The sequence below is a fragment of the Undibacterium sp. CY21W genome, from assembly GCF_014284265.1.
GTDB classification, from domain to species: Bacteria; Pseudomonadota; Gammaproteobacteria; order Burkholderiales; family Burkholderiaceae_D; genus Undibacterium; species Undibacterium aquatile.
The window spans coordinates 1-13,231 of sequence record NZ_JACOGE010000005.1 but is presented as its reverse complement, the minus strand read 5'-3'; the positions used below and the strand labels follow the sequence as shown (position 1 = coordinate 13,231).

Annotated in this window: 9 protein-coding genes and 1 tRNA gene; 4 read left to right on the top strand and 6 right to left on the bottom strand. The window is 48.6% G+C overall.

Annotated elements, in window-relative coordinates; translation table 11 throughout:
* Nucleotides 1–33 precede the first annotated feature (33 nt).
* The 3 genes from H8K29_RS12400 to H8K29_RS12390 all read right to left on the bottom strand — a co-directional run bounded on the left by H8K29_RS12400 (nt 34) and on the right by H8K29_RS12390 (nt 6,002).
* Nucleotides 34–1,464 carry an efflux transporter outer membrane subunit gene (locus H8K29_RS12400; protein WP_186897847.1) on the bottom strand — a complete coding sequence of 477 codons (1,431 nt, stop codon included), beginning with the start codon at nt 1,462–1,464 and terminating at the stop codon, nt 34–36.
* Nucleotides 1,465–1,466: 2 nt separating this feature from the next.
* Nucleotides 1,467–4,634, bottom strand: a complete 3,168-nt coding sequence (locus H8K29_RS12395) for an efflux RND transporter permease subunit (protein WP_186897846.1) — start codon at nt 4,632–4,634, stop codon at nt 1,467–1,469.
* 102 nt (nt 4,635–4,736) lie between these two features.
* Nucleotides 4,737–6,002, bottom strand: a complete 1,266-nt coding sequence (locus H8K29_RS12390) for an efflux RND transporter periplasmic adaptor subunit (protein ID WP_186897845.1) — start codon at nt 6,000–6,002, stop codon at nt 4,737–4,739.
* A 442-nt stretch (nt 6,003–6,444) separates the two neighbouring features.
* Between H8K29_RS12390 and H8K29_RS12385 the strand changes: the two genes are divergently transcribed.
* Nucleotides 6,445–7,155, top strand: a complete 711-nt coding sequence (locus H8K29_RS12385; RefSeq protein WP_186897844.1) for a TetR family transcriptional regulator — start codon at nt 6,445–6,447, stop codon at nt 7,153–7,155.
* A 39-nt stretch (nt 7,156–7,194) separates the two neighbouring features.
* Here the strand turns inward: H8K29_RS12385 and H8K29_RS12380 are convergent, their stop codons facing one another.
* Complete coding sequence (locus H8K29_RS12380) at nt 7,195–7,824, bottom strand: trimeric intracellular cation channel family protein (RefSeq protein WP_370527185.1); 630 nt, start codon at nt 7,822–7,824, stop codon at nt 7,195–7,197.
* Nucleotides 7,825–8,148: 324 nt separating this feature from the next.
* On the opposite strand from H8K29_RS12380, the gene H8K29_RS12375 reads away from it, so the two are divergent.
* Both H8K29_RS12375 and H8K29_RS12370 read left to right on the top strand, forming a co-directional pair.
* Nucleotides 8,149–8,415, top strand: coding sequence for a type B 50S ribosomal protein L31 (locus tag H8K29_RS12375; protein WP_186885000.1), 267 nt, complete (start codon nt 8,149–8,151; stop codon nt 8,413–8,415).
* A 97-nt stretch (nt 8,416–8,512) separates the two neighbouring features.
* Nucleotides 8,513–10,234, top strand: coding sequence for a glycosyltransferase family 39 protein (locus H8K29_RS12370; RefSeq protein ID WP_186897843.1), 1,722 nt, complete (start codon nt 8,513–8,515; stop codon nt 10,232–10,234).
* Between the two features lie 462 nt (nt 10,235–10,696).
* Here the strand turns inward: H8K29_RS12370 and H8K29_RS12365 are convergent.
* Together H8K29_RS12365 and H8K29_RS12360 are read right to left on the bottom strand one after the other, a co-directional pair.
* A tRNA-Leu gene (locus tag H8K29_RS12365) sits at nt 10,697–10,781 on the bottom strand.
* A 115-nt stretch (nt 10,782–10,896) separates the two neighbouring features.
* Entirely contained in the window at nt 10,897–11,313 is a 417-nt protein-coding gene (locus tag H8K29_RS12360; RefSeq protein ID WP_255423367.1) for a hypothetical protein, read from the bottom strand.
* A gap of 222 nt (nt 11,314–11,535) precedes the next feature.
* Between H8K29_RS12360 and H8K29_RS12355 the strand changes: the two genes are divergently transcribed.
* Complete coding sequence (locus H8K29_RS12355; protein ID WP_255423382.1) at nt 11,536–12,921, top strand: IgA Peptidase M64; 1,386 nt, start codon at nt 11,536–11,538, stop codon at nt 12,919–12,921.
* The last annotated feature ends 310 nt before the right edge of the window (nt 12,922–13,231 follow it).

Below are 13,231 nucleotides of genomic sequence, written 5' to 3'. Positions count from 1 at the left end.
ACATCAGGAAGCCTTTTTCTTTAAGCGCACAATTTACTGTGAGATAGCTTTCACTTCCCAACCACCGCCAACCGCTTTATACAAGCTGACAACAGCGCTGAGATGTGCCCGCTGAGTGTCAATCAACGCTGTTTCAACGGCAGCCAGATCGCGTTGCGCGTTCAACACTTCCAGATAGCTGCTGTAACCATTTTTATAGCGTAACTCCGCTAAACGCTGACTATCTTTCAATGCCTTGACGCGTTTCAGATTCGCGCGATAAATCTGCTCATTCGATTCAGCGCTGCTCAACGCATCATGTACGTCGCGGAAGGCTCCTTGTACCGCTTGCACATACTGCGCGGTAGCCTGCGTTTTACGGGCTTCAGCGCCAGAGACCACTGCACCGATCGCCCCGGCACGGAATACCGGCTGCACCAGATTGGCGCCGAGATTCCACAGCAACGATGTCGGGTCAACCAGATCTTTGAATACGCGCGACTCGTAACCTATGCCCGTCGTCAACTTCAGACTAGGAAAATACGCCGCCTTCGCTTGTCCGATATCCGCATTCGCCGCCACCAGCGTTTGTTCCGCCGCCAGAATATCAGGACGGCGATTCAACACATCGGATGGCAAATCAGCAGGTAAGCTCAGATGTTGGTACAACGCCTGGATATCATTCCCACGTGCGATCACGGGCTGCGCGACTGCTGCAGGGCTACGTCCAAGCAGCACTGCTATCGCTGACTCAAGATTGGAGACAGCCAGCTTCGCTTGCGATACGCTGACTTCTGCCGCGGCAGCTTCAGATTCGGCTTGATGCAAATCCAGCTCGCCTGTCGCGCCAGATGCAAAGCGTTTCTGTTGCAAACGCAAATTTTCCGTACGCGTCTGATAAGTAGCCTGCGCTAACGCCAGTTGCGCGTCAGCGGCACGCAAGGCGAAATAACTTTGTGCAAGATTACTGAACAAACTGGTTTGCACCGTCGTACGGTTGTACTCCTGTGCGAATAATCTTGCTTTCGCGGCCTCATCTGCACGAGACAGTTTCCCCCAGAAATCGACTTCATAAGACGCAGTCAAACCCAGCTGGAAATCTTTACTGACTGGCTCAGCGCCAGCGGCCAACTTACCGGCAGTCTCACTGGTACGGACTTTAGAGCCGCTCAGTGTTGCGTCAACACTAGGATAGCGGTTCGACTTCGCGCCAACAGCAAGAGCGCGAGCCTCTTCTATACGCCCTGTCGCCAGCAGCAAGTCCTGATTATTTTTTGCCGCTTCCTGTATCAGATCAAGCAGAACCGGGTCACTGAATGCGCTCCACCATTGCACAAAATCAGTATTGGCCGCTTTACCACCAGTCACCTCCAGCTTGGCAGGAACCTCAAGCTGAGGACGTTGATAATCAGGCCCGACCGATGCACAACCCACCAGTGCCAGACTCGCGACAATAGTGCTCAGGACAAATTGAGTTTTCAACATAATTACTCCTTCCCTTCTACTTTTTTTTCTTTAATCAGCTGCCCCAAAGGGATGTGATCAGGATGATGGAAGTCTTCAGGGAATGTTTTAAACCGCTTGTCATTAATCAGTTTAAAGAACAAAGGAACAAAGAAGATCGCGAGGAAAGTCGCTGCCAGCATACCGCCCAAAACACCGGTCCCCAGGGATTGACGTGCCGCAGCACCCGCACCGTGTGAGAATGCCAGCGGAACCACACCCAGAATAAACGCCAGTGACGTCATCAGAATCGGACGGAAACGCAAGCGTGCTGCTTCCACCGCTGCTGCAACCGGCGCATAACCCTCGTGCACTTTCATCACCGCGAACTCCACAATCAGAATCGCATTTTTCGCCGACAAACCAAGTAAGGTGACCAAGCCGATCTGGAAGTACACGTCATTATTAAAGTGACGCAGATACACTGCCAGCAGCGCACCGAAGATACCGAAAGGCATCGCCAGCAATACCGAGAACGGCAGCGACCATTTTTCGTACTGTGCAGCCAGAATCAGGAAAATCATTAAGACACCCGCGCCCAATGCCAAACCTGCGGCGTTGCTGCTACGTTTTTCCTGGAACGATGCACCACCCCAGTCATACACGACATCCGATGGCAACACATTTTTCGCTGCACGTTCCATCGCCGCGATCGCCTGACCAGAGCTGAAGCCCGGTTTAGCATCGCCCATGAGTTTAATCGCAGGCAAGGCATTGAAACGTTCTACCGAGTCAGGTCCGGTAATGAACTTGATCGTGGTAAATGCGCGGATCGGTACCATCTGACCATTGGCAGCGCGCACATACATGCCGCCAATATCGTCTGGTTTAGCGCGGAACTGGCCTTCTGCCTGTAACTGTACTGTGTAGATACGACCGTTTTTATTGAAGTCGTTCACATAGTAACTACCCATCGTAGCAGCCAGCGTGCTGTAAACATCGGCCAGCGCAACGCCCATCGATTTGGCTTTTTCATTGTCCACATCCACGTACAATTGTGGTGAATTCGCTTGCCATAATGTTTTCACACCTGCGAGTTCTGGCTGTTTGTTCGCTTCTGCAATCAGCAAAGGCAAAATCTCTGCGAGACGTTTAACGCCACCTTCACCAGCATTCTGCAGATAGAACTCGAAACCACCGGTTTGACCTAAACCCTGAATCGCTGGCGGAGCAAAAAATAAAGGTAAGCCTTCTTTAATGCCACCCGTTTTCATATAGCTTTCGCCAACCAGCTGTTGCGCAGATTTACTACGCTCTTCCCACGGTTTCAACGGGAAGAACATCGTCGCTGCGGATGATTTCAGACCACCACCGCCAAGGAAATCCAGACCAACTAACGCAAATGTGGTGTCGATATCCGGATTCGTTTTCATTGCCGCTTCAACTTGTTTGACGACGGCATCGGTACGATCAAGCGATGCACCATCCGGCAAAATAGTCGCGCCGATGAAATAGCCCTGATCTTCATCAGGCACCAGTCCACCAGGGACGGTTTTCCACAGGACACCAGTCAAAGCCACCATGCCGAGCACTAACGCAACGCCTAACACGGCTCGCTTGAGGAAAAAGCTGACGCCATTGGTGTAGTGTTTTGTGAAACGCAGAAAAGCCGCGTTAAACCACAAGAAAAACGGATGGTGATTTTCTGCTCCGGGTTTCAATAAAATCGCACACAGAGCCGGGGTCAGAGTCAAAGCAACGATACCGGACAACACTACCGCGATCGAAATCGTGACAGAGAACTGACGATATAATTCACCGGCAAGGCCACCAAGGAAAGCAATCGGACCAAAAGCCGCCACCAACACCAGCACAATCGCAATCACAGGCCCGGTCACTTCTTGCATCGCTTCAATTGCCGCGTCCTTAGGGGTCATGCCCTCTTCGTTCATCAGACGCTCAACGTTTTCCAACACCACAATCGCATCATCAACAACGATACCGATCGCCAGCACCATACCGAACAGCGTTAACGTGTTAATACTGTATCCCAGCAGATGCAGCCCCGCCATCGTACCAACCAATGAAACTGGCACTGCCAAAGTTGGAATGATGGTTGCGCGCCAGCTTTGCAGAAACAGATACACGACAATGAACACCAGCACCATCGCTTCGCCCAGAGTCTTAAGTACTTCATAAATAGACTCGGTCACAAACGGTGTCGTGTCATATGGTGTTGCGTAACTCATTCCTTCCGGGAATTTGGCCTTCAGGTCTTCCAGTGTTTTCTCAACCGCTTTACGTGTTTCCAGCGCATTTGCGCCGGTTTGCAAGAACACACCGATATTGGCAGATGGATGTCCATTAATACGACCATAGAGGTTGTAATCTTTTGAACCCAGTTCGACACGCGCCACGTCTTTAATGCGTATCGTGGCACCACTCTTATCCGACTTCACGATGATATTGGCAAACTGTTCCGGCTCAAGCAAACGCCCTTTGGCGGTAACGGTCATCGTCAACTCTTCGGTATTATTCGGCGTCGCACCAATCTTACCTGCAGCATACTGCGCATTTTGCTCATTCACCGCATTAGAAATATCTGCCACCGTGACACCAAGCTGCGCCATACGATCAGGACGCATCCAGATCCGCATTGCGTAGTCTTTCGCACCGAAAATCTGTACGTTCGTTGTTCCCGGAATCCGCTTGATCGCATCCAGCACATTTTGCGTCGCGTAATTAGAAAGATACAAAGCATCGTAACGATTGTCAGGCGAATATAAAGCTGCAACCACCAGGAAATTCGACGAGCTCTTGGAAACTGTCACGCCCTGACGACGCACTTCTTGCGGCAACTTGGCGTCAGCCTGACGCACACGGTTGTTCACGTTCACCGCAGCGATATCGAGATCAGTACCGACTTCGAACGTCACGTTAATTGACACGCGACCATCTGCTGACGAAACAGAATCCATATACAGCATATGTTCGACACCGTTGATCTGTTCTTCAATCGGTGCGGCGACGGTGCGCTCAATCACTTCGGCAGAAGCACCTGGGTAAACGGCAGTCACATTAACTACCGGCGGAGAAATTTCCGGGTAGCGAGAAATTGGCAGGACGCGTAATGCGGCCAGACCAGCCAGCACGAGAATCAGCGAAACGACAGTCGCGAAAATCGGCCGGTTAATAAAAAATTTAGAGAACATGAATTATTCCTTGTCGCCCGCTTCTGTCAGAAGTGGGATGTTCATAAAGAATGGAGTGCTATCAACAATAAGCTACGCATCTCTCAATGCGTATCGACACATTTATTTAGCACTGGCAGCCGAAGCGGCAGATGCAGCACCAGATGCAGAAGCGCCTTCTTTTGCGGCAGCCGGAGCTGCTGTTGGCGCTGGTGCGGCATTGGCTGCCTGTGCAGAAATAAGCACTGGCTTCACTGTCATACCAGGATCATGTGCTTTGATCACGCCGTCAACCATCACGCGCTCACCGGCTTTCAGTCCTTTGGTAACAATCCATTCTCCGTGCGACCAGCCGTCAAGCTCAACCGGACGAGGTGCCAGTTTGTTATCTGGTGTCACCACAAAAACAATCTTGCCCATCGGCGCATCAATCACAGCGCGTTGTGGTACAGCGAGTGCCCCTATACGTTTCGCCCCTGACAACATGACGCGAACAAATTGTCCGGGACGCAGCGTACCGTCAGGATTAGCCACTTGCGCACGCGCATCAAAACCGCCATTGGCAGCGTTGATACGCTCACTGACAAAATTCATTTTGCCCGTCGTCGGGAACATACTGCCATCGGCCAGTTTCAGCTTCACATCAAAGCCTATGCTGCCATTTTTAGCGGCTTTTCCTGGTACAGCAACCTTGCCGCCATTCACCTCTTTGGAAACTTTCAGGTAATCTGATTCCGGAATGCTGAAGTTGACATACAAAGTATCGGTCTGAACGATCGTGGTTAATAAACTGTCTGCGCTGGTGATCAGACTACCGTTCGACTTAGCCGCCATGCCAGTCACGCCGTCTATTGGCGCCACGACTTTGGTATAGCCCAGATTCAGTTTTGCTTCATTGGCCTGCGCACGCGCTTGCTTGTAGCTCGCTTCTGCGGTTTCCAACGTTGACTTCGCATCGTCAAATTCTTTTTGACTGATCGCCTTTTCTGTCGCCAGAGGTGCCAGACGCGCATATTCACGTTTTGCCTGATTCAGCTTCGCTTCTGCAACGCCAGCAGAAGCTTCGGCGGAGGCCAGTTGCGTCTGATAAGTTGCTGGGTCGATCTGAAATAAGACTGTGCCTGCTTTCACGCGGGAGCCTTCTTCGTATAAACGATTTTCCAGAATTCCAGGAACACGCGCCCGGATCTCTGTTTCTTTCGAGCCTGCAGTCTGGCCCACATATTCAAAATCCACTGCAAGATCACGACTTTCCAGCGCAACTACATTGACTTCTGGCGGAGGCATATTGCCTGGACCAGCATTTTGCCCAGCTTGCTTGCCGCACGCAGTCAACACAATTAAAGACAAACTGATCGCCAGCGCACTGGCTGCGCGGCGAGTGAACAATTGTGATATCTGTGATGACAGGGTCAAGGACTGGGACGAAGGGAAACCTGAGGAGTACATAGAAATTCTTTCTTATAAATGAAAGGACGGTGTGCTATTATATACATACACGAATGTTTGTAAATGAAATTCTGAAATGACCCTATAGATTAGCAAGGCATTCACAGATAACGATGACAACTTGATTACGAATCGTGAAATCATCGAAATTAACGGCAGGTTGTATTCAACAAGCACACCAAGATTGAGCCCGTTATTATTATCTGGATAGCGTTGTTTCTCATGTAACAAAGTATGAATTTTTCGTAAAAAGAAGTGTACTACCGCAAACTTCGTGGAAATAGAGTCATTCTGGTATTGCGATAATTGCGCACCCCTCTTAAGATGCCGACCAAAAAGAGGAAAGCGCCTCTTTATAAAAAACGGGGACGCATCAGACAGAGTGATATCAGCGCTTCCGGTTACCTTCGGCGACCGGACGGCAGATATGGACTTAGCAAGGAAAATCATGGCAAGAAAGACGAAAGAGGAAGCACAGGAAACCCACACGGCTCTGTTAAATGCTGCGGAAGATGTCTTCTCGACCAAAGGCGTGACCAACACAACGCTGAATGACGTAGCATGTGCAGCAGGAATGACGCGCGGCGCTATCTATTGGCACTTTAAAGATAAGAACGCGCTGTTTCAGGCGATGTGTGATCGCGCCTTCCTGCCTATGGAAGCCTTATTGAACGAAATCAGTGATGCTCCCCAAAAAGATCCCATCGCAGCGCTACGCCAGTTGAATATCCACTTTCTGAAGCTGGTATCCAGTGATTCCCGTCAACGCAAGGTATTCGACATTATTTTTCATCGCAGCGAAAAAAATGTTGACCTTCCCTACTTCGAAACTGAAAAAGAAAAACGCACAGAATGCCTGAATAAAGTGCAGGTCATTATCGACAATGCAGTAGCTTCAGGCCAGTTGCCCCCGGAAACTGATACATGGATCGCCATGCACGCGAATCATAGTTTCCTGGTAGGTCTCATCGGCGAATGGCTTGAGGACCCAAATGCATACTGCATCAACACGCACGCAGAGGATATGGTGGATATGTTTTTAAGCGGATTAATGACACGCCCTCCGCTTAAAAAAAATCCCCCGTCTGCCTAAGTACAGGGTAAGCGCAGCTACTGGCAGTATTACTCGTATTCAAGCGGGCAACTTCAGATCAAACTTTACTGCCAGCATCCGTAACGCGAAAGTACTGATAATACCGGCGAGTAAGGCTACCGCATCGTTAAACTGAAGGTAAGTCATCCCGAGATAAACCCAGCACCCCGTGAAAGCACAGGTGGCGTAAAGTTGCCCGCGCCGGAACACCATCGGTATCTCATTACAGATCACATCCCGCAATACACCACCAAAAATACCGGTAATAACGCCCATCATGGCGCAGACAAAAGCCGGCATATCCAACTCCAGTGCCAGCGACGTTCCTGTCACGCTGAATAAGCCCAAGCCTAGAGCATCAGCCCACTCGATCGCACTCTCAGTAACAGCATGGCGCAAATGACGAAACAAAGGTGTGGCGATCAATGCCAGTAAAAAAATCAATATAGGATATTCCTGATTTTCCACCCAAAACAGCGGTCGACGATCGAGTAACAAATCACGCAGCGTGCCGCCACCGAAAGCAGTAATAAAGGCAACAGTAAACACACCGACCGGATCCATACGCTTGCGCCTTGCCTCTATAAATCCGGAACAGGCAAAAGCCACGACACCTGCCACTTCTATGGTGTGCAACATTGCGTTCATTCCTACATAGCTTCCTGCCATACTCTTCTCACGTCATTCAATCAATGCCAAATTTTAACTGTAGTCCGGCTAATTCATTGCATAAAACTAAAACAGCAACGCTATAGAGATAAACAAAACTAAGAAATCAATCAACACCCCTGCATTCATTGATTGATTAGTAAACATGGAAAAACAATCCGATATGGCGCCAACGACCGATCCTATTGTATAATCGCGAGCTTGGCATTTTGCAATCGCAAAATCCATAATTACTTTAACTCTGGCAAGTGATACGCAATCGGGTCAAGAAGCGAGACGACCGACGAAGTGCTGATTGGCTACCAACTTTATATTGAGGCAAGCATGAAAGAAGGCATCCACCCAAACTATCGCGAAGTGTTGTTCCACGACGTTTCTAACGATTTCAAATTCATCACACGTTCAACTATCAGCACAAAAGACAAAGCTGAATTTGAAGGTAAAGAATATCCACTGGTTAAGATCGAGGTTTCTGCAGAATCCCATCCTTTCTACACTGGTAAACATAAAATCGTTGACACCGCTGGTCGCGTTGACAAATTCCGTAAAAAGTTCGGCAGCGTTGGTTCCAAGACTTCTGTTGCTAACTAATTCGTGCAATGATTTAAATAAAAAAAGGCAGCTCAGGCTGCCTTTTTTACTTCTTCTTTCCTTACAATAAGCACGCTTTCCACCCACATTTAAAGCTATGAAGCCAGTTCGTCTTCCTGCATCCGCCACCATCGCCCTTCCTCGCTGGGGAATACTGGCACTCTGTCTGCTTTACATCCTGCCAGGCCTGATTGGACGAGATCCATGGAAAGGCGATGATGCAACCAGTTTCGGCATCATGTGGACGATGGCACAAGGCACGCTTTCCGACTGGCTGTGGCCACATATCGTTGGCCTGCCCATGGCAGAAAAAGGACCACTGGCGTTCTGGATCGGTGCGATCTGCATCAAACTATTCGGCGGTATTGTTGGCGCCCCTATGGCGGCTCGACTGTCTACTGGTTTTTTCTTTTTACTCGGATCAGTTTCGGTCTGGTATGCAACCTATCTGCTCGGGCGCCGTGCAGAAGCCCAGCCACTGAAACTCGCGTTTGGGGGGCAACCGGATCCCAAAGATTTCGGCCGCACACTTGCCGACGGCGCTTTACTCATCTACCTCGGATGCCTGGGCTTACTGATACGTAGCCATGAAACTGGTGCTGAAACCCTGCAAATTTCACTGGTGGCATTCACTCTGTATGTTTGCGTCCGCCTGCTCGATACGCCGAAAATTTCTCTTAGTGCTCAATTAGGACTTAGCCTCGGTCTGCTCGTACTGACGAAAGGCTGGGTGCTGCCGGTTACCTTATTTTTTATACTGATTGCACTATGCGTCTATCGCCAACAAACGCAGCACATCAAATTTATTGTTGCAGCGTTACCGGTAGCACTACTTCCAACAACTATTTGGCTGCTCGCAATACACGTTAACCATCCATACGACAGCAGCCCGGTCCCCGCCTGGATGTTATGGAATTATCGTCAGATTAACTGGCCAGGCATCGATAGCGTCAGCTACTTTTTTAAATATAGCATCTGGTTTGCTTGGCCAGCCTGGCCTTTTGCTGCGTGGGCTATTTATGCGTGGCGGAGGCAAGAAAAAGCGCTGCATATCGCGTTACCAGTTGCATTCCTGTTCGGATTTATCATTCTGGCCTTAATGAGTCAAAGCGCAGAGGAAAGTTTATTACTTCCGCTGCTGCCTCCAATGGCAATTCTTGCCGCATTCGGCCTGCCAACAATGAAGCGCAGTGCGATCAACGCTGTTGACTGGTTTGCAGTGACCGTACTCACAGGCACTGCGGGCTTTATCTGGCTGGGCTGGATAGCAGAGCAAACCGGCTTCCCAAGCAACCTGGGAGCTAAAATCCTGAGGCTGGCTCCGGGTTTCGAAGCAAGCTTTAATCCGTTCGTTTTTATGCTCGCTTTCATCGCTACGTTTGCCTGGTTCCTTCTGGTTTATTGGCGTATTTCGCGGCAACCATCGGTTCTTTGGCGGGCAGTCGTACTGTCGAGTGGCGGACTTATTTTATGCTGGTTGCTGCTGCTGACATTATGGCTGCCGTGGATTAATCACCGAGTGACGTACGCCAGTGTTGCCGAAGACCTCGCCCAGCAACTACCGAATAAAGCATACTGTATCGAGGGATATATCGGGCCATCGCAACGAAGTACTTTTGCTTACTTCGGCAAAATTCAATTTGCCGGATTCTCGGACCATGACTGCGGCTATCTGATGGTGCAGAATAGCCGGAAGCAAACCACCACACCCGTTATGCCAGCTCACGTTGACGCTGAACAATGGGAACCCGTCTGGAGTGGGCACCGCGCTGCCGATAAAGATGAACTGTTTATATTGTATCGCCGCAAATTGCAGTAATGACATAGCGTAAGCATTTCGGGCGATTCACAACCATGTATGCTCATTACGATCAGGGATGCGTACCTAGGATATTCAGCAGCGTTAATCGCGCTCTTACTTATCCAACGCTGGCTCAATGCAATCAAAAAATTGAATCCTCCTGCAATTGGCGATAGAGATAGCTGTTTTGAATATGTCAAACGCTTGAGCCCGTGGAAGGACAGCATGGGGCAATTCTAATTAACGCTGCGGGTAATATCAGCGCACCCCACATTTTTATGATCAGCAACTATTCAAAGATACGTCTTGTGTCATCAACAAAAGCACATGCATTTCTTCTCAGCGTTGGTAGCTGCAATTTGTGAAAATTTACAGACGAACCAACGGATACATCACGAAATGCATAAAACAAAAAACCCGCGTTCTCATAGTGAGTAACACGGGTCATTGGACTACTTTCTACTGCTTTAAACAAGCTCTTGGTGCCGAGAGCCGGAATCGAACCGGCACGCCTTGCGGCGCGGGATTTTGAGTCCCGTGCGTCTACCTATTCCGCCATCTCGGCAACGCATAAGCAGGATTATGACATTAATAGGCAAAACTTGCAATACGCACGACCAATCAGGCTTGTTCTGATCTGCAAAAATAAATCTCATTACCGCGAACTGAATCGCGCTCGATTAATATCTATACTCATCAACAAGATGCTTGTTAAAGCTGTATTTTGTCCCACCTTGTAACGCATCAACCAATCGCTTGGGATTCGCCGCAGAGATAAAGATATCAGCGACACCATCTTTAACACGAAACTTGGTCGCGGGGCTCAGGATGTTATTCGCCTTAATCGTTAAGTGACGAATGATTCTCGCTTTATCGCTACAAATAAGAAAATGAATTTCTTTGCGGAAGTGAGTCAGAGGAATATTGAGCCACCAGCCTTCATCGCCCGCGTAACGGACAACATTAGAAAACTGTGTATTCATCTCATTAAGTATGTTTGCACGTAAAGACTCGTTAGCGATCAATATAGCTTCAGATTTATTCATTGTTACCTTAAAAAATAAACTGATTGCGTGTTCTGCAATCTCATTCGTCATTGTAAATGCGAAGCCAGAAACTAGGCATACCGATAATCGGGAAAATCCCGGAATAACCTTGGATTACGCTTGAGCTCAAATTTTCCGTTTATACGAAATGCAAGAACAATTTACAATCAAGTCTGTTTTTGCTGATATGAATCTTGATTAAAACTGGTGGTCAAATTTTTTAACATCACGGGAGAGTAAATGAGTTCTTTTTTAAAGCATGGCGTCATTGCTATGTTGCTGAGTTTTTCAAACATTTGTCTTGCAGCGACGCCTGCAACTGTGCGGCTGGACTATATGCATACTGGCAATGCTAAAACTGAACAGTATGCTTTAAGCCGCGTCTTGATAGAACCACTGCCTTGGCCTGGCAATCTGCAACAAAATATTGACACATCTAACCGCGGAGTTAATAAGGTGGAAGTGAGCGACCTGAAAACGGGTGAACTCATTTATTCGAGGGGGTTTTCAACGATTTTTGGTGAATGGAAAAGTACAGATGAAGCAAGCAAGTTAAATCGTGGCTTTGAAGAGTCGGTGCGATTTCCCAAGCCGGACAAGCCTGTCCGCGTCACCATACAGAAACGAGATGAGAACAATGTATTTGTGCCTGTATGGAGCGTTGACATCGATACAGACGCACAGGACGTTATACGCAAGCAACCGCGAGCTATCGCCAAACCCGTGCCTATAATCGTCAACGGTCCGTCGCCGGAAAAGGTGGATTTATTAATTCTTGGGGATGGTTACAGTGCCACGGAAATGAAGAAATTTATCGCAGATGCACGTCGTTTATCGGCACATCTTTTTAAGGTTTCACCATTTAAAGAACGTGCCCAAGACTTTAACGTCTGGGCAATCGCCGTTCCAACAAGCGACTCGGGAGTTTCACGCCCTTCGACCGGAGTACATCATGCATCTGCACTCGGCACACGTTACGATATCTTTGGCAGTGAACGCTATATTCTTACAACAGATAATCGCGCGTTGAGAGACATCGCCCAGAATGCTCCTTACGAATTCATTGAAATTCTCGTTAATAATCAGACTTATGGTGGCGGCGGTATTTTCGGACAATTCAGTACTGCGGCAGCAAAAAATGATTGGGCTGAATATCTGTTTGTGCATGAATTTGGCCATCATTTTGCCGGCCTCGCTGATGAATACTACACATCGCCTGTCGCGTATCAAAGTAGTGAGGTATTGCCAGAACCATGGGAGCCGAATGCAACAGCCATGCGCGACGCGGCTAATCTGAAGTGGAAACACAAGGTAAGACCGGGGACGCCATTACCAACTCCATGGCCTAAAACTGTGTTTGATCAGCATGCAAAAGAATACCAGCAAACACGAATACAACTACGCGCACAAAATCGACCTGAATCCGAAATGAGCGCTTTGTTTAAGAAGGATCTGCAATTTAATCGCCAATTGTTTTCCAATGCGTCGCATAAAAACGATGTTGGCGCTTACGAAGGGGCGAATTATGAGTCAACTGGATATTTCCGTCCGCAAATGCAATGCATTATGTTCGATCGTAGTGACTCTTTCTGTGACGTCTGCAACGAAGCAATCAACGACATTATTGATTTGTATAGTCAATCAGGAGTAAAAAATTAAGTCTGATTACGCAACTACAACAAATTTATCCACGAATAAAAAGAGTGAAGTTGTGTTTTGATGTTCGATTAATACATCACCGCTTCAGAAAGCGCCTCTGATCTGATACGGACTTAACGGAGGCGACACTGTGGAATAAAACGAAGAGTGACAGCCCCCCCTCCTGGAAGTGACACTCAAGATCAAACAAAGGAGCCTGCGGGCTCCTTTTTCTTTACCCGGCGTAGTGACCGCTGGTCAGTAAGAGCGAAGAGCAGAAGACGGCTGAATAAGGAGTGGCGACTGAAGAAGAAGGTAAAGAAACGAAGCA